12 protein-coding genes and 3 rRNA genes are annotated in these 22348 nt (G+C 67.8%); 13 read left to right on the top strand and 2 right to left on the bottom strand.

All coding sequences use genetic code 11. The annotated features are described in order from the left end of the window. Window positions 1–108 precede the first annotated feature (108 nt). The 4 genes from ACJX2R_RS22345 to ACJX2R_RS22330 all read left to right on the top strand — a co-directional run bounded on the left by ACJX2R_RS22345 (window position 109) and on the right by ACJX2R_RS22330 (window position 4096). On the top strand, window positions 109–291 hold the full coding sequence (locus tag ACJX2R_RS22345) for a Trm112 family protein (protein ID WP_059149235.1): 183 nt from the start codon (window positions 109–111) through the stop codon (window positions 289–291). Between the two features lie 101 nt (window positions 292–392). Then, window positions 393–1715 carry an SIS domain-containing protein gene (locus ACJX2R_RS22340; protein WP_413101566.1) on the top strand — a complete coding sequence of 441 codons (1323 nt, stop codon included), beginning with the start codon at window positions 393–395 and terminating at the stop codon, window positions 1713–1715. Between the two features lie 154 nt (window positions 1716–1869). Continuing rightward, a complete protein-coding gene (gene manA, locus ACJX2R_RS22335; RefSeq protein WP_413101565.1) occupies window positions 1870–3066 on the top strand; it encodes a mannose-6-phosphate isomerase, class I in 1197 nt (398 codons plus the stop codon). Window positions 3067–3172: 106 nt separating this feature from the next. Beyond that, window positions 3173–4096: a cation diffusion facilitator family transporter gene (locus ACJX2R_RS22330; RefSeq protein ID WP_413101564.1), complete on the top strand. Its 924-nt coding sequence runs from the start codon at window positions 3173–3175 to the stop codon at window positions 4094–4096. 129 nt (window positions 4097–4225) lie between these two features. Here the strand turns inward: ACJX2R_RS22330 and ACJX2R_RS22325 are convergent, their stop codons facing one another. Beyond that, complete coding sequence (locus tag ACJX2R_RS22325; protein ID WP_413101563.1) at window positions 4226–6367, bottom strand: fructose-specific PTS transporter subunit EIIC; 2142 nt, start codon at window positions 6365–6367, stop codon at window positions 4226–4228. Window positions 6368–6849: 482 nt separating this feature from the next. On the opposite strand from ACJX2R_RS22325, the gene ahcY reads away from it, so the two are divergent. The 5 genes from ahcY (at window position 6850) to rrf (ending at window position 14855) form a co-directional block, all read left to right on the top strand. Next, a complete protein-coding gene (ahcY, locus tag ACJX2R_RS22320) occupies window positions 6850–8307 on the top strand; it encodes an adenosylhomocysteinase (protein ID WP_413101562.1) in 1458 nt (485 codons plus the stop codon). A 136-nt stretch (window positions 8308–8443) separates the two neighbouring features. Then, on the top strand, window positions 8444–9061 hold the full coding sequence (locus tag ACJX2R_RS22315) for a hypothetical protein (RefSeq protein ID WP_413101561.1): 618 nt from the start codon (window positions 8444–8446) through the stop codon (window positions 9059–9061). Between the two features lie 649 nt (window positions 9062–9710). Continuing rightward, window positions 9711–11237: ribosomal RNA gene (locus ACJX2R_RS22310) — 16S ribosomal RNA — on the top strand. Window positions 11238–11520: 283 nt separating this feature from the next. Beyond that, a 23S ribosomal RNA gene (locus ACJX2R_RS22305) occupies window positions 11521–14642 on the top strand. A 96-nt stretch (window positions 14643–14738) separates the two neighbouring features. Then, a 5S ribosomal RNA gene (gene rrf, locus ACJX2R_RS22300) occupies window positions 14739–14855 on the top strand. Together the 16S, 23S and 5S rRNA genes form the textbook arrangement of a ribosomal RNA operon. A 309-nt stretch (window positions 14856–15164) precedes the next feature. Here the strand turns inward: rrf and ACJX2R_RS22295 are convergent. Then, a complete protein-coding gene (locus ACJX2R_RS22295) occupies window positions 15165–16430 on the bottom strand; it encodes a hypothetical protein (RefSeq protein WP_413101560.1) in 1266 nt (421 codons plus the stop codon). Window positions 16431–16579: 149 nt separating this feature from the next. Here ACJX2R_RS22295 and mtnA point away from each other — a divergent pair, with 149 nt between their 5' ends. From mtnA to ACJX2R_RS22275, 4 genes are read left to right on the top strand one after another with little or no spacing between them, the layout of a single operon-like run. Continuing rightward, window positions 16580–17737 (top strand): S-methyl-5-thioribose-1-phosphate isomerase, encoded by a 1158-nt coding sequence (mtnA, locus tag ACJX2R_RS22290; protein ID WP_413101559.1) that lies wholly within the window; start codon window positions 16580–16582, stop codon window positions 17735–17737. Beyond that, complete coding sequence (mtrA, locus tag ACJX2R_RS22285) at window positions 17734–18411, top strand: two-component system response regulator MtrA (protein ID WP_014061181.1); 678 nt, start codon at window positions 17734–17736, stop codon at window positions 18409–18411. The genes mtnA and mtrA overlap by 4 nt, the downstream gene beginning before the upstream one ends. Window position 18412: 1 nt before the next feature. Beyond that, window positions 18413–20449, top strand: coding sequence for an MtrAB system histidine kinase MtrB (gene mtrB / locus ACJX2R_RS22280; protein WP_317259641.1), 2037 nt, complete (start codon window positions 18413–18415; stop codon window positions 20447–20449). After that, window positions 20439–22316: an LpqB family beta-propeller domain-containing protein gene (locus ACJX2R_RS22275; protein WP_413101558.1), complete on the top strand. Its 1878-nt coding sequence runs from the start codon at window positions 20439–20441 to the stop codon at window positions 22314–22316. Before mtrB ends, ACJX2R_RS22275 begins: the two co-directional genes overlap by 11 nt. The last annotated feature ends 32 nt before the right edge of the window (window positions 22317–22348 follow it).

Below are 22348 nucleotides of genomic sequence, written 5' to 3'. Positions count from 1 at the left end.
CCGTCCCCGGGCCCCGGCGTACACCGGCCGCGCCCCGGCCCCGCCCGGCGGTACGCTGACCTCGCCGGACCGATGTCCGGCTGGACCCATACCCGAAGGGACGACCCCATGCCGCTCGAAGCCGGTCTTCTGGAGATCCTCGCCTGCCCGGCGTGCCACGCCCCGCTGCGCGAGGAGCAGTCCCCGGAGACCCCCGAGCTGGTGTGCACGGGCGAGGGGTGCGGTCTCGCGTACCCCGTGCGGGACGGCATCCCCGTGCTGCTCGTCGACGAGGCGCGCCGCCCGGCCTGACCCGGCGGCCCGCCGGGGCCCCAGCCCCGCGCGGTCCCACGCGTAAGCCCCGCGCGATCCCACGCGTACCGCCCGCCACGGCGATCGGAGGCCGAAGCACGATGCTCGACGAATCCCTCCTCGACGCCCCCGAGGCCCTCGCCCGCGCGGATACCCGCGGGCTGCTGCGCGGAGCCGCCGAGGCCGGCGCCCGCGTCCGTACCGCCGCCCGGCACGCCGCCGAGGCCGGGATAGGCGACCTCAAGCCGGACGGGCGCCCGCGCGCCGTCATGGTCGCGGGCCCGGGGGCGGCCGGAAGCTGCACCGCCGACCTCCTCGGCGCGCTCAGCGGGGGCAACTGCCCGGTCAGCCTGATCGCGCCCACCGGCGTGGCCCCCGCGCCGGGCGCGCTGCGCTGGACGCTGCCCGGCTGGGCGGGCCCGCTTGACCTGCTGGTCGTCGCGACCCCTGACGGCACGGAACCGGGCCTTCCGCGTCTGGTCGAGCAGGCTTACCGCCGCGGCTGCGCCATCGTCTCCGTCGCCCCCGGCCAGTCCCCGCTGGCCGACGCGGTCGCCCAGGCCCGCGGCCTGATGGTGCCGCTGGCCACGGCTCCGAACGGCTCGGCCCCGTATGCCACCGGCGGGTATGCCACCGGCGGGTACGGCACCGACCCGTACCGCGGGGGCCCGCACGCGCCCGGTACGCCCGGCACCGAGGACACCGCCCTCGCCGAGGGCGCCCTGGGCGACGCCCCCGCCCCGTACGGGACGCCTTCCGCCCCGCAGCCCGTCGAGCCGCCCGGCACCGCCCCCGACGAGATGACCGGCCCCGCGCTGCCCGGCACGCTGTGGGCCCTGCTCACCCCGCTGCTCCTGCTGGTCGACCGGATCGGCCTGGTGTCCGCGCCGCCCACCGCGTTGCAGCAGGTGGCCGACCGGCTCGACCAGGTCGCCGAGCGCTGCGGCCCGGCCATCGCCACCTACACCAACCCCGCCAAGACGCTCGCGGCCGAGCTCGCCGGGGCGCTTCCGTTGCTGTGGACCGAGGGCCCGGTGGCCGCCGCGACCGGACGGCGCTTCTCGGGGCTGCTCGCGGCGCTCGCCGGGCGCCCCGCGCTCGTCGCCGAGCTCCCCGGGGCGCTCGCGGCGCATGGCGCGCTGCTGACCGGGGCGTTCGCGGGCGGCGCCGACCCGGACGACTTCTTCCGCGACCGGGTGGAGGAGCCGGAGGCGCTCCGCGCCCGGATCGTGCTGCTCCACGACGAGCCGGTGGGCCCCATCTCGGCCGTGCCGACCGCCCGGGAGCTCGCGCTGGCGCACGAGACCGCCTTCAGCGAGCTGGAACCGGCCGAGGGCACCCCACTGGAGAGCGCCGCGGAACTTCTTGCCATCACGGATTTCGCCGCCGTTTACCTCGCGCTCGCTTCGCCGGATAGAACTTGAGGCCGTCATGGACCTTGAGTACGACCGTAAGGCTGTTACGACAGTAAGGCTGTTACGACAGTAAGGCTGTTACGACCGTAAGGCCGCACTCAAGGCCGTAAGGCACGCACCACCTGCCCCACGTCCCTCACTGCACAGTCAGGAACCGCACCACATGGACCGCCTCGTCAACACCGTGCGCCCCTACGCCTGGGGCTCCACCACCGCCATCCCGGAGCTGCTGGGCGTCCGGCCGACCGGGGAGCCGCAGGCCGAGATGTGGATGGGGGCGCACCCCGGGGCGCCGTCCCGGGTCGACCGGGGTGCGGGCTCCGCCGCGCTCTCCGAGGTGATCGCCGCGGACCCCGAGGGCGAGCTCGGCGCGGACGCCGTAAGGCGATTCGGGCCCCGGCTGCCGTTCCTGCTGAAGGTGCTGGCCGCCGCCTCGCCGCTGTCGCTCCAGGTCCACCCGGACCTCGCGCAGGCCAAGGAGGGCTTCGCGGACGAGGAGGAGCGCGGCGTCCCGGCCGACGCCCCGCACCGCAACTACAAGGACGCCAACCACAAGCCCGAGCTGATATGCGCGCTCACGCCGTTCAACGGGCTGTGCGGCTTCCGCGCCCCGAACGAGGCGGCCGAGTTGCTGGCCGCCCTCGAGGTCGACTCGCTCAAGCCGTACGTCGACATCCTGCACGCCCACCCGGAGTCGCACGCCCTGCGCGAGGTGCTGACCGCCGTCCTTACGGCCGACCCGGAGGCGATGGCGGAGACCGTAAGGCAGGCCACCGCCGCCGCCGAGCGGCTCGGCGCGCAGGACGGACCGTACGCCCCGGCGTACGCGGCGTACGCCTCCATCGCCCGGCACTACCCGGGCGACCCCGGCGCGATCGCCGCGATGCTGCTCAACTTCGTGACCCTCCAGCCCGGCGAGGCCCTCTACCTCGGCGCCGGCGTGCCGCACGCCTATCTCGACGGCCTTGGCGTCGAGATCATGGCCAACTCCGACAACGTGCTGCGCTGCGGGCTGACGCCCAAGCATGTGGACGTCCCCGAGCTGCTGCGCGTCGTCCGCTTCGAGAGCGCCGCCCCCGCCGTGCTGCGCCCCGAGGCGGACCCCTCCGGCGAGGAGCTCTACACCACCCCGATCGACGAGTTCCGGCTCTCCCGCCACGTCCTCGCAGACGGCGCCGCCCCCCGCCCGCTGCCGGCGGCCGGCCCGCAGATCCTGCTCTGCACCTCGGGTGAGGTCTCCCTGCGCGGCACGGACGGCGAACTCCCGCTGAAGCGCGGGGAGTCGGCCTTCGTACCGGCCGGCGAGGAGGCCGCCCTGAGCGGCGATGGCACTGTGTTCAGGGCCACAGTGACCGCCTGAGGTACGGCCCGCTCGAGGGGCTGGAACAATGGCCCGCCGTGAGGCGGTAAAGCACTGGCAAAGCCGCCATGAGCTGCCATGTAAGCGGAAGGGAAATTCGGCACATATGAGTGCATCAGGCGGAACCAAGGCGATTGTTGCCGCGCTGGGCGCGAACCTGGCCATCGCCGCAGCCAAGTTCGTGGCGTTCGCCTTCAGCGGCTCGTCGTCGATGCTCGCCGAAGGCGTGCACTCGATCGCCGACTCGGGCAACCAGGGGCTGCTGCTCCTCGGCGGGAAGAAGGCCAAGCGCGAGGCCACCCCGGAGCACCCCTTCGGCTACGGCCGTGAGCGCTATATCTACGGCTTCCTCGTCTCCATCGTGCTGTTCACCATCGGTGGTGTCTTCGCGCTGTACGAGGGCTACGAGAAGATCCAGCACCCCCATGAGCTGGAGCACTGGTACTGGCCGGTCGGGGTGCTCGTCTTCGCGATCATCGCCGAGGGCTTCTCCTTCCGTACGGCCATAAAGGAGTCCAACGAGATCCGGGGCAAGCAGAGCTGGTCCCAGTTCGTCCGCCGCGCCAAGGCCCCCGAGCTCCCCGTCGTCCTCCTGGAGGACTTCGGCGCCCTCGTCGGCCTGGTCCTCGCCCTCGGCGGCGTCGGCCTCACCCTGCTGACCGGCGACGGCGTCTGGGACGGCATCGGCACCCTCTGCATCGGCATCCTGCTGGTGCTGATCGCCCTGGTGCTCGCGGCCGAGACCAAGTCGCTGCTGCTGGGCGAGGCGGCCGACGCCACGGAGGTCGCCAAGATCCGCGAAGCCGTCGTGGACGGCGAGACCGTCACCAGCGTGATCCATATGCGCACCCTCCACCTCGGCCCCGAGGAGCTGCTGGTCGCCGCCAAGGTCGCGGTCCAGCACGACGACACGGCCGCGGAGGTCGCCCGCGCGATCGACGCCGCGGAGGCCCGTATCCGGGAAGCGGTCCCGATCGCCCGAGTCATCTACCTGGAACCCGACATCCTCCGAACCTCGACGTCCGCCTGAGCGAGACCCGGCCGGTTTGTGGGGGCCTGAGCCGGGGTCCGGGGCGGAGCCCCGGAGGGGGCTCGGGGGCTTTGCCCCCGGTTTCGGGAAGGGGCGGGGTGGGGGAGAGGCCCACCCCCACCCCCGGCCCTACCCAATCTCCCCAAGCACCCCCAAAATCCCCTCCACATCCCCCGCCCCCAACAACCGCTCCCGAAACTCCTCAGCCATCAACTTCCGCGACAGCAACGCCAGAATCCGCAGATGCTCATCCCCCGCATCCGCCTCCGGCACCGCGATCATGAACACCAGCCGAGCCTTGGTCCCATCCGGCGCACCCCACTCGATCCCCTCGGGGGAACGCGCGAAGCCGACGACCGGAGCGGTCACCGCGTCCGTCTTGGCATGCGGAATCGCGATCTCCTCGCCGAGCCCGGTCGTGCCCTGGTCCTCCCGTGCAAACGCGGCCCGCACCAACTCCTCCGCATCCGCGACCTTGCCGGTCGTGGCCAGCAGTTCGGCCATCTCACGGATCGCGGCGTCCTTACCGTCGGCCGCCAACCGCTCCTTCACGGTCTGCTCGGTGAGATACCCGGACAGCACCTGACCCGCAGGAACGGCCTCGGCCTCGCCGGTCTTGGCGGCCACCCCTTGGGAAGCGACGGCCTTACGGGCACCCCCGGCACCGCTCGCCTCCCCGGTACGGTCCCCGCCGCCCACCCCGGCAAGGACGGGCTCAGCCGCGACCGACGACGCTCCGGAGGAACCGCCCGCGGTGGCGCCCGCGGCACCCACGCCAACCGCGGCACCGCCCTGATCAACAGCGCCCCCACCCACCGACATCAACCCGATCGTCACCAATGCCGTCACCGCCGTGCCCACCACCACCGCGACAAAGAACATCGGCACCCCACCAACCGCACCGAGCACCGCCACAATCGGCCCCCCGTGCGGCACGTTGTCCTCAACCGACGCCACCCCGGCTATCGCCCCGGCGACCGCGCCACCCACCATGTTCGCCGGAATGACCCGCGCGGGACGCGCCGCCGCGAACGGAATCGCGCCCTCCGTGATGCCGAAGAAGCCCATGAAGAGCGCCGCGAGCCCGGTCTCCCGCTCCTGGTCGTCGAACATCCGGCGGCGCAGCAGCGTGGCCAGCCCCTGGCCCAGCGGCGGCACCGGAATGGCCGCCGCACACGCCCCCATGACCTCGGGGTTCTTGGACACCAGCCCGGCCCCGAAGAGGAACGCCGTCTTATTGACCGGACCACCCATGTCGAACGCGATCATCAGCCCGAGGATGATGCCGAGCACCGCCGCACTCGTGCCGGTCAGCCCGCCGAGCCAGTCAGTGAGCTGTTCGAAGACCCAGGAGATCGGCTCGCCGAGGACATAGATGAAGAAGAGGCCGAGCGCCGAGGTCGCCACGATCGGGATCACAATGATCGGCATGATCGGCTGGACGAACTTCGGAACCTTGACCCGCTTGATCCACAGCACCAGATAACCGGCCAGGAAGCCGGTGACGATCGCCCCGATGAAGCCGGCGCCCGCCTCACTGTCGTACAGCTCGCCGTGCGCCGCGATCCAGCCGCCCACCATGCCGGGCACCAACGCGGGCCGGTCCGCGATGGCGTAGGCGATATAGCCGGACAGGGCCGGGATCATCAGCTCGAAGCCGATGCTCCCGATGTCGTTGACCGTCTTCCAGAAGGAGTCGTCGGGGATGACGATGCCCTTGGACGTCGTATCACCGCCCAGGGCCAGCGAGACCGCGATCAGCAGACCGCCGACCACCACGAACGGGATCATGTACGAGACACCGTTCATGAGCGCCTTATAGGTGACGCTGCGCCCCTTACTGCCGCCACCGCCACCACCGCCGGAAGCCGCCGCCCCCGAGGCGCCGCGCCCGGCACCGGAGCCGTCGCCCTCGTACACCGGCGCGTCCAGCACCTGCTCGATCAGCCGCTGCGGCCGGTGAATGCCGTCGGCGACCCCGACGACAAGCACTCGCTTACCGACGAAACGACTGCGGTCGACGTCCTTGTCGGCGGCGATGATGATGCCGTCAGCCTGGCTGACATCGTTGTCAGACAGTACGTTCTCGGCCCCGATCGAGCCTTGGGTCTCCACCTTCATGCTGTGGCCGAGCGACTCCGCCGCCTGGGCCAGCTTCTCAGCGGCCATATAGGTATGGGCGATACCCGTGGGACACGCGGTCACCGCGAGCAATTTGAGCCCCGGTCCGCTGGCCCCCGCACCGTTGGGGGGATCGGCTGGACTGGTCACGTGGTTCTCCTTAAACGCGTTGGGCGGGCGCGGGAAGAAGCTGCCAGCGTCCCCGCGCTCGCGGCATCGTGCAATACATCCGGCCGGGATCAAAGCGATGGGCTGAACCCCCGACTCCGGACACGACGCGGCCGTCGGCTCCCGAACGACGCGACCATCGACCCGCGAAGCAACGCCTCCCCCGGTCCGCAAGCAGCGCACCCGTCGCCCCTGGTCATAGCCGTACGGCCGAAGATGGCCGATGGGGGCTGGGGTTCGCTCCGCCGATCGGTGTAGATTCTTGACCGAGCCAGACGTCGCTGCTGATGGCGGTCGGGCGGCCCGCACCCCGGGTCGGCCGAGGGAGAGAGGGCCTCCGACGGACTGCGCACTGTGAGGTAGAAGGGGACAGGTGTGCCCGCTGTCGCGGGGGCCCCGCCCGACGCCTCGCATGCCCAGCCGAACCACTCTCGCTCGCACACGATCGAGGAGGAGCAGCACTCATGACGACAGCCGTCTCCGGTCAGGACTTCAAGGTCGCGGACCTCTCCCTGGCTGCCTTCGGCCGTAAGGAGATCACCCTCGCCGAGCATGAGATGCCCGGCCTGATGGCGATCCGTAAGGAGTACGCCGAGCAGCAGCCGCTGGCCGGCGCCCGTATCACCGGCTCCCTGCACATGACGGTGCAGACCGCCGTGCTGATCGAGACCCTGGTCGCCCTCGGCGCCCAGGTCCGGTGGGCCTCCTGCAACATCTTCTCCACCCAGGACCACGCGGCGGCCGCGGTCGCCGTCGGCCCCGAGGGCACCCCGGAGAACCCGCGGGGCATCCCGGTCTTCGCCTGGAAGGGCGAGACCCTGGAGGAGTACTGGTGGTGCACGGAGCAGGCGCTGACCTGGCCCGGCACCCCCACCGGTGGGCCCAACATGATCCTGGACGACGGTGGCGACGCCACCCTCCTCGTCCACAAGGGCGTCGAGTACGAGAAGGCCGGCGCCGCCCCTGACGTCGCCACCGCCGAGAACGACGAGCACCGCGTCATCCTCGAGCTGCTGAACCGCACCATCGCGGCGAGCCCGCAGAAGTGGACGCAGCTGGCCTCCGAGATCCGCGGGGTCACCGAGGAGACGACCACCGGCGTTCACCGCCTCTACGAGATGCAGCGGGACGGCACGCTGCTCTTCCCGGCGATCAACGTGAACGACGCGGTCACCAAGTCCAAGTTCGACAACAAGTACGGCTGCCGCCACTCCCTGGTCGACGGCATCAACCGCGCCACCGACGTGCTGATCGGCGGCAAGGTCGCGGTCGTCTGCGGCTACGGTGACGTCGGTAAGGGCTGCGCGGAATCGCTGCGCGGCCAGGGCGCCCGAGTGATCATCACCGAGATCGACCCGATCTGCGCGCTCCAGGCCGCGATGGACGGCTACCAGGTCGCCACCCTGGAGGACGTGGTGGAGACCGCCGACATCTTCATCACCACGACCGGCAACAAGGACATCATCCTGGCCTCGGACATGGCCAAGATGAAGCACCAGGCGATCGTCGGGAACATCGGCCACTTCGACAACGAGATCGACATGGCCGGCCTCGCCGCCCTCCCGGGCATCGTGAAGGACGAGGTCAAGCCGCAGGTCCACACCTGGACCTTCCCCGACGGCAAGAAGATCATCGTGCTCTCCGAGGGCCGCCTGCTGAACCTCGGCAACGCGACCGGTCACCCGTCGTTCGTGATGTCCAACTCCTTCGCGAACCAGACCATCGCCCAGATCGAGCTCTACACCAAGCCGGAGTCGTACCCGACCGACGTCTATGTGCTCCCCAAGCACCTGGACGAGAAGGTCGCCCGCCTCCACCTGGACGCGCTCGGGGCCAAGCTGACCACGCTCCGGCCCGAGCAGGCCTCCTACATCGGCGTCCCGGTGGAGGGCCCGTACAAGCCCGACCACTACCGCTACTGATCGCATCCGCTGATCGCACCGGCGCCGCCGACCACCCCGTCGGCGGCCGCTGACCCGGCCCCCGCCCCGGCGGGGGCCCCAGGGCCCGTCCGCGCCATCCGGCCGGGCGGGCCCGACGCTCGTCAAGGACCTCACCATGCCCCGCGGCCGCTACTCCCTCCACGACCCGCACGATCACGCCCCCCTGGGCGAGGAGCACTTCCAATGCGCTCCCGGCCCCAGCGGATGGCGCTATGTCGCGCAGCGGATCTCACCCTCCGGCGATCACGCCGGATCCGTGGACCTCACTCTCGACGAGCTCGGCCGCCCGCTCAGGGTGGAGCTGCACGCGTCCAGCTGGCAGGTCAGGGGCGCCGCCCTGGACGGGGTCACCTGGGTCCGCACGGACCCCACCGGTGAGCACGCGACCGAGGGCAATGTCCGCGCCCACTCCTTCACCGGCGCCTCCCCGGCCTTCCTGGTCGCCGTCTCCCGACTGCTGCGCCTGGAACCCGGCGCCGGAGCCGTCCGCGTACGCCTCGTGGCCTTCACCGATCCGGTCCTCGCGCCCCTCACCCTGGATCAGTCCTGGGCACTCCTCGACAGAACCGGTCACGCCACCGACACCGGCCCACTCGTTGTGGACGAGTACCAGGTCAGCGAGGTGGACACCGGAGAGGTCCGGACGGTCCACATCGCCGGCGACGTGGTGCTCGCCGCCCCCGGCATCGAGCTGGAGCACCTGGAGAGCCCACCGTCGTCCTTCGCGGCCTGACGGCCACCCGGCTCCTCTGACCTGCGGCGTTGAGAAACTTCCGGGGACCTATTGACCCGGGAGGCTCAGGTGCGTACGTTTAAAGGTCGCGGTGAACGGAGCGCACAAGCGCTCCGGCCGGACCGTACAAAGAATCTTGCCCGGAGTCCTTGACCAAGGTGGTCCGGGGAGGTAGGTTTAAACGGTTGTGGTGAGCAGGGTCTGCCCACCCCCCAAAGCGCATCTGAACCGCTCCGCAGACGGATGGAAATCCAAACGGAGCACCCTTTGACACCCGTAGGCATCACGCGAAGCCGATTAGGTTCGGCGGATGATCGTCTGCTAAAGTCGAAAACACGCCGAAAGGCAGGGCCCTCCAGCGGCCACCGGAAACGGAATTCGGATCGGAAACGACCGGAAATCGGGTCTGGTAAGGTTGGAAACACCGAAGGGAAGCGCCCGGAGAAGCCGGTGAAATGGTTTCGAAGGAAGCGTCCGTTCCTTGAGAACTCAACAGCGTGCCAAAAGTCAACGCCAGATATGTTGATACCCCGTCCACTCGTGGACGAGGTTCCTTTGAAGAAAAACACAGCGAGGACGCTGTGAACCATCGGACTATTCCTCCGGTGGTTCCGCTCTCGTGATGTGTTGCCGGGATAGTCCGGAAGCATTCACGGAGAGTTTGATCCTGGCTCAGGACGAACGCTGGCGGCGTGCTTAACACATGCAAGTCGAACGATGAACCGGTTTCGGCCGGGGATTAGTGGCGAACGGGTGAGTAACACGTGGGCAATCTGCCTTGCACTCTGGGACAAGCCCTGGAAACGGGGTCTAATACCGGATATGACTGCCGACCGCATGGTCTGGTGGTGGAAAGCTCCGGCGGTGCAGGATGAGCCCGCGGCCTATCAGCTTGTTGGTGGGGTGATGGCCTACCAAGGCGACGACGGGTAGCCGGCCTGAGAGGGCGACCGGCCACACTGGGACTGAGACACGGCCCAGACTCCTACGGGAGGCAGCAGTGGGGAATATTGCACAATGGGCGCAAGCCTGATGCAGCGACGCCGCGTGAGGGATGACGGCCTTCGGGTTGTAAACCTCTTTCAGCAGGGAAGAAGCGCAAGTGACGGTACCTGCAGAAGAAGCGCCGGCTAACTACGTGCCAGCAGCCGCGGTAATACGTAGGGCGCAAGCGTTGTCCGGAATTATTGGGCGTAAAGAGCTCGTAGGCGGCTTGTCGCGTCGGATGTGAAAGCCCGGGGCTTAACCCCGGGTCTGCATTCGATACGGGCAGGCTAGAGTTCGGTAGGGGAGATCGGAATTCCTGGTGTAGCGGTGAAATGCGCAGATATCAGGAGGAACACCGGTGGCGAAGGCGGATCTCTGGGCCGATACTGACGCTGAGGAGCGAAAGCGTGGGGAGCGAACAGGATTAGATACCCTGGTAGTCCACGCCGTAAACGTTGGGAACTAGGTGTGGGCGACATTCCACGTTGTCCGTGCCGCAGCTAACGCATTAAGTTCCCCGCCTGGGGAGTACGGCCGCAAGGCTAAAACTCAAAGGAATTGACGGGGGCCCGCACAAGCGGCGGAGCATGTGGCTTAATTCGACGCAACGCGAAGAACCTTACCAAGGCTTGACATACACCGGAAAACTCTGGAGACAGGGTCCCCCTTGTGGTCGGTGTACAGGTGGTGCATGGCTGTCGTCAGCTCGTGTCGTGAGATGTTGGGTTAAGTCCCGCAACGAGCGCAACCCTTGTTCTGTGTTGCCAGCATGCCTTTCGGGGTGATGGGGACTCACAGGAGACTGCCGGGGTCAACTCGGAGGAAGGTGGGGACGACGTCAAGTCATCATGCCCCTTATGTCTTGGGCTGCACACGTGCTACAATGGCCGGTACAATGAGCTGCGAAGCCGTGAGGTGGAGCGAATCTCAAAAAGCCGGTCTCAGTTCGGATTGGGGTCTGCAACTCGACCCCATGAAGTCGGAGTCGCTAGTAATCGCAGATCAGCATTGCTGCGGTGAATACGTTCCCGGGCCTTGTACACACCGCCCGTCACGTCACGAAAGTCGGTAACACCCGAAGCCGGTGGCCCAACCCTTGTGGAGGGAGCCGTCGAAGGTGGGACTGGCGATTGGGACGAAGTCGTAACAAGGTAGCCGTACCGGAAGGTGCGGCTGGATCACCTCCTTTCTAAGGAGCGCATAGCCGACTGTAGGCAAGTGTCCTGCACGGTTGCTCATGGGTGGAACGTTGACTACTCGGCATTGTTTCGGATGCTTTCTCTGTTAGTACTGCTTCGGCGTGGAACACAGAGCAAGCGGGCGGGATGATGTCGGGCACGCTGTTGGGTGTCTGAAGGTACGGGCAGGAACGCTCGTCTCTTCGGCCGGTCCCGGTGTACCACGCTGTAAGGGTGTGGGTGACGGGGTACGGGTCGTTGTTTGAGAACTGCACAGTGGACGCGAGCATCTGTGGCCAAGTTTTTAAGGGCGCACGGTGGATGCCTTGGCACCAGGAACCGATGAAGGACGTGGGAGGCCGCGATAGGCCCCGGGGAGCTGTCAACCGAGCTGTGATCCGGGGGTGTCCGAATGGGGAAACCCGGCAGTCGTCATGGGCTGTCACCCATACCTGAACACATAGGGTATGTGGAGGGAACGCGGGGAAGTGAAACATCTCAGTACCCGCAGGAAGAGAAAACAACCGTGATTCCGGGAGTAGTGGCGAGCGAAACTGGATGAGGCTAAACCGTATGTGTGTGATACCCGGCAGGGGTTGCGCATGCGGGGTTGTGGGAGTGAGCTTCAGTCGTCTGCCGGCGGCTGGGTGAGTCAGAAACCATTGCGATAGGCGAAGGACATGCGAAAGGTCCGGCGTAGAGGGTAAGACCCCCGTAGCCGAAATCGTGATGGCTTGCTTGCTCATTTCCCAAGTAGCACGGGGCCCGAGAAATCCCGTGTGAATCTGGCGGGACCACCCGCTAAGCCTAAATATTCCCTGGTGACCGATAGCGGATAGTACCGTGAGGGAATGGTGAAAAGTACCGCGGGAGCGGAGTGAAATAGTACCTGAAACCGTGTGCCTACAAGCCGTGGGAGCGTCGCCGTGTTCTTCGGAGCACGGTCGTGACTGCGTGCCTTTTGAAGAATGAGCCTGCGAGTTTGCGGTGTGTTGCGAGGTTAACCCGTGTGGGGAAGCCGTAGCGAAAGCGAGTCCGAATAGGGCGGTTGAGTAGCGCGCTCAAGACCCGAAGCGGAGTGATCTAGCCATGGGCAGGTTGAAGCGGAGGTAAGACTTCGTGGAGGACCGAACCCACCAGGGTTGAAAACCTGGGGGATGACCTGTGGTTAGGGGTGAAAGGCCAATCAAACTCCGTGATAGCTGGTTCTCCCCGAAATGCATTTAGGTGCAGCGTCGTGTGTTTCTTGCCGGAGGTAGAGCACTGGATAGGCGATGGGCCCTACCGGGTTACTGACCTTAGCCAAACTCCGAATGCCGGTAAGTGAGAGCGCGGCAGTGAGACTGTGGGGGATAAGCTCCATGGTCGAGAGGGAAACAGCCCAGAGCATCGACTAAGGCCCCTAAGCGTACGCTAAGTGGGAAAGGATGTGGAGTCGCAGAGACAACCAGGAGGTTGGCTTAGAAGCAGCCATCCTTGAAAGAGTGCGTAATAGCTCACTGGTCAAGTGATTCCGCGCCGACAATGTAGCGGGGCTCAAGCGTACCGCCGAAGTCGTGTCATTGCAGCATATGCCCCTAACGGGGGCTGTGATGGGTAGGGGAGCGTCGTGTGCCGGGTGAAGCAGCCGTGTAAGCGAGTTGTGGATGGTTCACGAGTGAGAATGCAGGCATGAGTAGCGATACACACGTGGGAAACGTGTGCGCCGATTGACTAAGGGTTCCTGGGTCAAGCTGATCTGCCCAGGGTAAGTCGGGACCTAAGGCGAGGCCGACAGGCGTAGTCGATGGACAACCGGTTGATATTCCGGTACCCGCTTTGAAACGCCCAGTATCGAATCCTCTGATGCTAAGTCCGTGAAGCCGCCCTGATCTCTTCGGAGTTGAGGGGAGTGGTGGAGCCGACGGTCCAAGGTGGTAGTAGGTAAGTGATGGGGTGACGCAGGAAGGTAGTCCAGCCCGGGCGGTGGTTGTCCCGGGGTAAGGGTGTAGGACGCTGGGTAGGTAAATCCGTCCAGTATGTGTCTGAGACCTGATGCCGAGCCGATTGTGGTGAAGTGGATGATCCTATGCTGTCGAGAAAAGCCTCTAGCGAGTTTCATGGCGGCCCGTACCCTAAACCGACTCAGGTGGTCAGGTAGAGAATACCGAGGCGTTCGGGTGAACTATGGTTAAGGAACTCGGCAAAATGCCCCCGTAACTTCGGGAGAAGGGGGGCCATTGCTGGTGATGGGACTTGCTCCTTGAGCTGGTGGTGGCCGCAGAGACCAGCGAGAAGCGACTGTTTACTAAAAACACAGGTCCGTGCGAAGCCGTAAGGCGATGTATACGGACTGACGCCTGCCCGGTGCTGGAACGTTAAGGGGACCGGTTAGCTCTGTTTCGATGGGGCGAGGCTGAGAACTTAAGCGCCAGTAAACGGCGGTGGTAACTATAACCATCCTAAGGTAGCGAAATTCCTTGTCGGGTAAGTTCCGACCTGCACGAATGGCGTAACGACTTCTCGACTGTCTCAACCATAGGCCCGGTGAAATTGCATTACGAGTAAAGATGCTCGTTTCGCGCAGCAGGACGGAAAGACCCCGGGACCTTTACTACAGCTTGATATTGGTGTTCGGTTCGGCTTGTGTAGGATAGGTGGGAGACTGTGATCTCTGGACGCCAGTTCAGGGGGAGTCGTTGTTGAAATACCACTCTGGTCGTGCTGGATGTCTAACCTGGGTCCGTGATCCGGATCAGGGACAGTGTCTGGTGGGTAGTTTAACTGGGGCGGTTGCCTCCTAAAGGGTAACGGAGGCGCCCAAAGGTTCCCTCAGCCTGGTTGGCAATCAGGTGTTGAGTGTAAGTGCACAAGGGAGCTTGACTGTGAGACCGACGGGTCGAGCAGGGACGAAAGTCGGGACTAGTGATCCGGCGGTGGCTTGTGGAAGCGCCGTCGCTCAACGGATAAAAGGTACCCCGGGGATAACAGGCTGATCTTCCCCAAGAGTCCATATCGACGGGATGGTTTGGCACCTCGATGTCGGCTCGTCGCATCCTGGGGCTGGAGTCGGTCCCAAGGGTTGGGCTGTTCGCCCATTAAAGCGGTACGCGAGCTGGGTTTAGAACGTCGTGAGACAGTTCGGTCCCTATCCGCTGTGCGCGTAGGAGTCTTGAGAAGGGCTGTCCCTAGTACGAGAGGACCGGGACGGACGAACCTCTGGTGTGCCAGTTGTTCTGCCAAGGGCATGGCTGGTTGGCTACGTTCGGGAGGGATAACCGCTGAAAGCATCTAAGCGGGAAGCCTGCTTCGAGATGAGGGCTCCCACCCACTTGATGGGTTAAGGCTCCCAGTAGACGACTGGGTTGATAGGCCAGATATGGAAGCCGGGTGACCGGTGGAGTTGACTGGTACTAATAGGCCGAGGGCTTGTCCTCAGGTGCTCGCGTCCACTGTGTTGGTTCTGAAGCAACGAACCGTCCGACCCCCATCCACCCGTGTGTGGGTGGGTCCGGTTTGAATCTTCATAGTGTTTCGGTGGTCATTGCGTTAGGGAAACGCCCGGTTACATTCCGAACCCGGAAGCTAAGCCTTTCAGCGCCGATGGTACTGCAGGGGGGACCCTGTGGGAGAGTAGGACGCCGCCGAACAATTTTTAGCCTCGGTCCCGAGCATTATGTGCTCGGGACCGAGGCTTTTTTGCGTTCCCACTCCATCGGATGTTCCACCGGATCGAGTGAAAAGGCATCAGCGCTCTGGCGCTGCGTGGCCAATGTCACGCAGAGTAGTCACTGAGGGTCGGTCAGGCGGTCCTCTGATGGTCAGTCAAGAGGCCCAGGGTGCAGCGGACATATGCGCCGAGCGGGCGGAGGGGGAGGTGATGGCCTGTGAGTATGACGGGTTGTGCGGTGAGGGGGCGAAGGGTGACGCCCCGTTCATCCCCGCCTGTTGTGGTGCCGTCAGTTCCAGGACGTGGAGCCGACGGTCGGCTGGTCTTCGCCATGGCCTTCTCCCGAGTCTCCCGGCATCCCCGCGGCGCGGGCGAGCTCGAGGTCGAGGGCCTCGCGCCGGATGCGCTGGTCCATGTAGAGGAGGGCCGTCACGCCCGCGCTGATCGGGAAGGTGATGGTCGAGCTGATCACTCCGCCGACGCCGACCACGATCAGGAAGGTCCAGCCGACGGAGACGGATTCGCCGGACAGCCAGTCCATGGCGTTGTCCCCGCCGATCACCATGGCGACCAGGCTGGTGGGGATCTCGACGATGGCGCCGACGATGAAGACCAGGACGACGGCCAGCAGTTGGATGCCGAAGACGCGCCCCCACGAGCCGCGCACCAGCTTGAAGGAGCGTCGCAGGGCCTTGATGATCCCCTGCTTCTCCAGCATCAGCGCCGGAGCGGCGAGGCTGAAGCGGACCCAGAGCCAGGCGGCGACGCATGCCGCGGCGAGCCCGCCCAGAGAGGCCAGCGCGGCACCCTCGCTCGGCACGCCCGCGACGGTCAGCAGCAGACCTGGCGTCATACCGGCGGCGATGACGGCCGCGGCGATGGTCGGGATCAGCAGGAGCAGCCCGCACAGCTGAAGGAGGTGCGGCCGGGCACCGGCCCATGCCTCCCTGGTGGACACGTTTCGGCCCAGCACCGCCCGTGCGGCGACCACGGTCAGCAGTGCGGTGGTGACGATCGTTCCGAGGACGCCGAGCAGGAGGGTGACTCCGCTGTCGCCGAGGGTGTCGCCGGCGGCGCGCAGCGCCTGGCCCACGGTGGCGTCCGGATCGTCGAGGACATTGCTCTCGTTCCCTCGGCCGTCGTTGAACCACAGTCCTGTGGCGGCCGTGGTCATGCCCTGGGTGACGATCGAGACGATCAGCGAGATTCCGAGGACCGTGCGCCAGTGGGCGCGCATGATGGCCACCGCGCCGTCCAGGATCTCGCTGACGCCCAGCGGTCGCAGCGGAATGACACCGGGGCGGGGAGCGGGAGGCTGACGTCGGCCGGTGCCCCATCCGCCACCCGGCCCGGGAGCGGGCGGCACCGGTGGTGGCGTGCGGTCTCCCGATGCGGCCCAGCGGCCGGGCGGGGGCTGGCGGCGGGCCCACTGTTCGCCCCATGCTCGCTGCTCCGGGGCGGGCTGGTCGGCGGGCTCGCTCTGCTGCTGAGCGCCGTGGTCCGGTTCGTCGGAAGGGGACGATCCGGGCGGGGCCCAGCCCGGAGAGTCATTCATCGTCGCTCCGTAGGTTGTTCGTTGACCGGCCGCGGCGTCCGCGGCGGGTGGGTGTCAGCCATCGTGCCACGGTGCGTTCCACCCCGTACCGGCCACTGGGGGCGGTCCGACACTTCAATAGTCGGTGGCGCACAAGGCAAACTGGGCGGATGGCTGATCAGCATCCGGTGTCCCCGGAAGGCTCCATACCTCCCATCGCCTTGGCGCTGCGCTGGGAGGAGCCCCCGGAGGGGCCCGTACTGGTACTTCTCGACCAGACCCGGCTGCCCGCCGAAGAGGTCGATCTGGTGTGCACCGATGTGCCGGCGCTGGTGGAGGCCATCCGCTCCCTCGCCGTGCGCGGCGCCCCGCTGCTCGGCCTCGCGGGGGCATACGGGATCGCGCTCGCCGCGGCCCGCGGCTTCGATGTGGACGAGGCCGCCGAGTCCCTCGCCCACGCCCGTCCCACGGCCGTCAACCTCGCCTATGGCGTCCGCCGTGCCGTCGCCGCGTATCACGCCGCGCTCCGGGATGACGCGGACGACGCTCAGGCCGCAGCGGCGGCCCTCGCCGAGGCCCGTGTTCTGCACCGGGAGGATGCCGAGGCCAGCGAGCGCATGGCGGCCCGTGGTCAGGTGCTCCTCGAAGAGCTGCTGCCTGCCGGAGGTCATCGGATCCTCACTCACTGCAACACCGGCGCCCTGGTCTCCGGAGGCGAGGGGACCGCCCTCGCCGTGGTCAAGGCGGTGCACCGGGCGGGGCAGCTGCGGCGGCTCTGGGTGGACGAGACCCGGCCCCTGCTCCAGGGGGCGCGGTTGACCGCGTACGAGGCGGCGCGCGCCGGTATGGCGTACACGCTGCTCGCCGACAACGCGGCGGGCTCGCTCTTCGCGGCCGGTGAGGTGGACGCGGTGCTGATCGGTGCGGACCGGATCGCCGCGGACGGCTCGGTGGCCAACAAGGTGGGCAGCTATCCGCTCGCGGTGCTGGCCCGCTACCACCATGTGCCGTTCGTGGTGGTGGCCCCGACCACCACGGTGGACCCGGCCACTCCCGACGGGGCCGCGATCGAAGTCGAACAGCGTCCTGGATATGAAGTGACAGACATCACAATTCCGTATGTCCCCATCGCCGGGCAGGAGGCGGGCACCGGAGTGCCGGTCGCTCCGCTGGGCACACAGGCCCACAATCCGGCCTTCGACGTCACACCACCGGAGTTGGTGACGGCGATCGTCACCGAGGACGGCGTGGTTTCCCCGGTCACCGCGGACGGTATCGCCGAGCTGTGGGCCAGGTCACGATCGGGTAATGGGATGATGTCGATATGAAGGGACGCGTCCTTGTCGTCGACGACGACACCGCACTGGCAGAGATGCTCGGCATCGTGCTGCGCGGCGAAGGCTTTGAACCGTCGTTCGTGTCGGACGGCGACAAGGCTCTTGCCGCCTTCCGCGAGACCAAGCCCGATCTTGTGCTGCTCGATCTGATGCTGCCCGGACGGGACGGCATCGAGGTCTGTCGGCTGATCCGGGCCGAGTCCGGGGTGCCGATCGTCATGCTCACGGCCAAGAGCGACACGGTTGATGTGGTGGTCGGGCTCGAGTCCGGGGCGGATGACTACATCGTCAAGCCGTTCAAGCCGAAGGAACTGGTGGCCCGGATCCGGGCGCGGCTGAGGCGTTCCGAGGAACCGGCGCCGGAGCAGTTGGCCATCGGTGATCTGGTGATCGACGTGGCGGGGCACTCGGTGAAGCGGGACGGCCAGTCGATAGCGCTGACGCCGCTGGAGTTCGATCTTCTGGTGGCGCTGGCCCGTAAGCCGTGGCAGGTGTTCACCCGTGAGGTGCTGCTCGAGCAGGTGTGGGGCTATCGGCATGCCGCCGACACCCGGCTGGTGAATGTGCATGTGCAGCGACTGCGGTCGAAGGTCGAGAAGGACCCGGAGCGGCCGGAGATCGTGGTGACCGTGCGCGGTGTCGGCTACAAGGCCGGGCCCAGCTGAGATGACCGGTGGTACGGCGCCGCAGCCCGGTGGACCGGGCGGCGGGGCTCCGGAGGGTGCCCGGATCGGGCGGCCCGACCCGGCGGGTGAGATACCGCTGCTGCGCAGGTTGTGGAGCGGCGGGCAGTTGCTGCCCGACGGGGCGTCCGGAGGGCCGGCCCACCCGGTGATCCGGCTGTTCGGTCGGTGGGTGCGCCGTCCGCTGCTGCCCGCTGCCCGGCTGTGGCGGCGGAACATCCAGCTGCGTGTGGTGGCCACCACGCTGCTGATGTCGCTCGGTGTGGTGCTGCTGCTGGGCCTGGTGGTCATCGGGCAGGTGCGCAACGGTCTGCTGGACGCCAAGCGCCATGCGGCGCAGGGTCAGGCCGTCGGCGGCTTCGAGGTGGCCGAGCAGATGGCCGACCGTAAGAGTGACAATCGTGGCCAGGACGGGGCCGGGGCCGGTGCCCAGGACTCCGGTGCCTGGCTGAACGCGCTGGTGGAGCAGCTCGCCAGCGGCGGCAAGGGCGCCTATTCGGTGGTGGCGCTCAGCTCCGACTCCGGCGAGACGCCCTATGTGGCCAGCCGGGGGCCGCGGGCCTCCGGCGATGTCCAGCCGGACAGTGTGCCCGCCGATCTGCGCCGTCGCGTGGACGAGGGCCGCACCGCGCCGTATGAGCGCTACGGGAAGATCGTGCACGCGGGCTCCGGGGACTCCGAGCCCGCGCTGATCATCGGCAAGCGTCTGGACGACAACAACGGCGACGCCTACCAGCTGTACTACCTCTTCCCGTTCACCCAGGAGGAGAAGTCCCTGAGCCTGGTCAAGGGCACCCTGGCCACGGCCGGGGTGTTCGTGGTGGTGCTGCTCGGGGCCATCGCCTGGGTGGTGGTCCGACAGGTCGTGACGCCCGTAAGGATGGCGGCGGGGATCTCCGAGCGGCTGGCGGCCGGGCTGCTCCAGGAGCGGATGAAGGTCACCGGGGAGGACGACATCGCCCGCCTGGGCGAGTCGTTCAACAAGATGGCGCAGAACCTCCAGCTCAAGATCCAGCAGCTGGAGGAGCTCTCCCGGATGCAGCGCCGCTTCGTCTCCGATGTCTCCCATGAGCTGCGCACCCCGCTGACGACCGTAAGGATGGCGGCGGACGTCATCTACGAGGGGCGTGAGGACTTCGATCCGATCACCGCGCGCTCGGCCGAGCTGCTGTGGGGCCAGGTCGACCGCTTCGAGTCGCTGCTCAGCGATCTGCTGGAGATCAGCCGCTTCGACGCGGGCGCGGCCGCGCTGGAGGCCGAGCCGATCGATCTGCGCGATGTGGTGCACCGGGTTGTGGACGGGGCCGAACCACTCGCCGAGGCCAAGGGCACCCGGATCCTGGTGCGGGGCGCCGAGTCGCCGGTGATCGCCGAGGCGGACCCCCGCCGCGTCGAGCGGGTGCTGCGCAATCTGGTGGTCAACGCCGTAGAGCACGGTGAGGGCCGTGATGTGGTCGTACGGCTCGCGACGGCGGGCGGCGCGGTGGCCGTCGCGGTGCGGGACTACGGGGTCGGGCTCAAGCCCGGCGAGGCGACGCGGGTGTTCAACCGCTTCTGGCGGGCCGATCCGGCGCGTGCGCGTACCACCGGCGGCACTGGTCTGGGGCTGTCGATCGCGGTGGAGGACGCGCGGCTGCACGGCGGCTGGCTCCAGGCGTGGGGCGAGCCCGGCGGCGGTTCGCAGTTCCGGCTGACGCTGCCGCGTACCGCGGGCGATGTGCTGCGCGGCTCGCCGATCCCCCTGGAGCCCGAGGACTCCCGGCGCAACCGCCGTCCGAGTGATGCCGTGACCCCGCAGCCCGCGGCGGAGCGGCTGGCGTCGGTGCCCGCGCAGCCGCGGTCCGCGCTGCCCGCCGACGCCGTGGCGCCGTCCGCCGATCCGACGGCCCTGCCGGGCAATGGGGCCCGGGTGGTGCGTGGCACCCCGGAGACGCCGTCCGACGGGCCGCGGGGCGGCCAGGAGCCGTCCGCCCGGCCGACGCCATCGAACGAAGGGGAGGGCCGCCCCAGTGGGCGCTGACCGTGCCGACCGTCGCCGTTTCCGCCGCCGTGGGCGCCGCCCGGACGGCCGGGGCCTGAGCGCGCCCGTGCTGCTGGCCTGTGGCGCCCTGCTGCTGTCCGGCTGCGCCTCGATGCCCGACAGCGGCGATGTGCGGCGGGTGGACTCCTCACCGCGGTCCGACGTCGACTCGCAGGTGCGGGTGTACGGGGTGAGCCCGGGCAAGGGCGAGCAGCCCGCGGAGCTGGTCTCCGGCTTCCTGGAGGCCACGACGAGCGACGAGGAGAACTTCGGCACGGCGAAGGAGTACCTGACCAAGAGCGCCGTCAAGCGGTGGCAGCCGTTCGCGGCCACCACTGTGCTGGACCAGGCGCCTGACGTGCGGGTGGAGACGGACCCGGGCGACCGGGATGGCAACGGTAAGACGGTGGTGCTGTCGGGCAAGCGGATCGCCGTCGTGGACGAGACCCACGCCTACAAGCCCGATGAGCAGCCGTACGAGGAGCGCATCCATCTCACGCTGAGCGGTTCGGAGTGGCGGATCGACGGGCCGCCGCGCGGGCTGATCCTCGGCGAGTCCGACTTCCAGCGCATCTACCGCTCGGTCAACAAGTACTACTTCGCCGATCTCGGACCGGACGCCGAGGATTCGAAGGCCGGGGACAACGTGCTGGTGGCCGATCCGGTCTATGTGCGCCGCCGTATCGATCCGGTGACCGCGACCGTCAAGGCGCTGCTGAACGGTCCCACGGGGTGGCTGGAGCCGGTGGTCAGCAGCTCCTTCCCGCGTGGGGCGGCGCTCGGACGCCGGGACGAGCGGCTGTCGCTGGACGACTCGAACGCGCTGAAGATCCGGCTGAACGAGCGGGCCGCACAGATCAGCGCGGCGCGCTGCGCCCGGATGGCGGCCCAGACGCTGTTCACGGTCCAGGACCTGGGCGAGGGATCGTCCGAGGTCAGCGGGGTGCGGCTGGAGCGGCAGAACGGCTCGGAGCTATGTGCCCTCTCCAGTGACGCGGCGCGGGCCTACGCCCCGGACGGGGTCGAGGGCCATCCGCGGCACCAGTATTTCGTGGACTCCGAACACCGGATGGTCCGGCTGTCCGACGACGAGCACCGGCCACAGCCGGTGCCGGGACCCTTCGGCGCCGATGACGCGGATCTGGGCTCGGTGGCGGTCTCCCGCGACGAGCGGGACGCGGCGGGGGTCACCGCCGACGGTTCGGCGCTGTATGTGACCGAGCTCGCGTCGGACGCCGAGCGCGGCAAGGTGCGGGTGCGCAGCCGCGGCGGCAGCGTGGAGCACGGTCTGACGGCGCCGAGCTGGGACGGGCTGGGCGGTCTGTGGGTGGCCGACCGGGACCCACGGCAGCCGAGGCTGCTGCGGCTTCGGGGCGGCACCGGGCCGGCGGACGAGGTGCGGCTGCCGAACCTGGACGGTGGCCGGATCACGGCGCTGCGGGTGTCCGCGGACGGCTCCAGGATCGCGATGCTGGTCAAGCGGTCCGGCCACACCACGCTGCGGCTCGGCCGGATCGAGCGGCGGGGCACCGCGGACGCCCCGAAGCTGTCGGTGGGGGCGCTGCGGGCGGTCGCGCCGAAGCTGGAGGACGTGGACACCTTCTCCTGGGCGGGTGACAGCCGGCTGGTGGTCGCGGGCCGGGAGTCGGACGGGGTGCAGCAGCTGCAATACGTGGAGACGGACGGCTCTCCGTCGAACGTCCCGGAGGTGCCGGGGCCGAACGGGGTGCAGTCGATCGGGGCCTCGGAGGACCAGACCCGGCCGCTGATCGCCGAGACCAGGGAGAACGGCATCGTGCGGCTGCTGCCGAACACCGACTGGAAGACCGTGGACCAGGACGGCTCGGCTCCGGTCTACCCCGGCTAGGGTCCGTCGGAAGGACCTTGGGCCTGCTCGGC

This window comes from Streptomyces sp. Inha503 (assembly GCF_047215865.1).
Lineage (GTDB): Bacteria > Actinomycetota > Actinomycetes > Streptomycetales > Streptomycetaceae > Streptomyces > Streptomyces lycopersici.
Note: the sequence above shows the minus strand (reverse complement) of the source record. Positions and strands in the feature narration are given on the sequence as shown.

Coding starts and splice junctions, on each gene's coding strand:
- ACJX2R_RS22345 (WP_059149235.1), top strand. CDS start 109: ATGCCGCTCGAAGCCGGTCTTCTGGAGATCCTCGCCTGCCCGGCGTGC.
- ACJX2R_RS22340 (WP_413101566.1), top strand. CDS start 393: ATGCTCGACGAATCCCTCCTCGACGCCCCCGAGGCCCTCGCCCGCGCG.
- manA (WP_413101565.1), top strand. CDS start 1,870: ATGGACCGCCTCGTCAACACCGTGCGCCCCTACGCCTGGGGCTCCACC.
- ACJX2R_RS22330 (WP_413101564.1), top strand. CDS start 3,173: ATGAGTGCATCAGGCGGAACCAAGGCGATTGTTGCCGCGCTGGGCGCG.
- ahcY (WP_413101562.1), top strand. CDS start 6,850: ATGACGACAGCCGTCTCCGGTCAGGACTTCAAGGTCGCGGACCTCTCC.
- ACJX2R_RS22315 (WP_413101561.1), top strand. CDS start 8,444: ATGCCCCGCGGCCGCTACTCCCTCCACGACCCGCACGATCACGCCCCC.
- ACJX2R_RS22295 (WP_413101560.1), bottom strand. CDS start 16,430: ATGAATGACTCTCCGGGCTGGGCCCCGCCCGGATCGTCCCCTTCCGAC.
- mtnA (WP_413101559.1), top strand. CDS start 16,580: ATGGCTGATCAGCATCCGGTGTCCCCGGAAGGCTCCATACCTCCCATC.
- mtrA (WP_014061181.1), top strand. CDS start 17,734: ATGAAGGGACGCGTCCTTGTCGTCGACGACGACACCGCACTGGCAGAG.
- mtrB (WP_317259641.1), top strand. CDS start 18,413: ATGACCGGTGGTACGGCGCCGCAGCCCGGTGGACCGGGCGGCGGGGCT.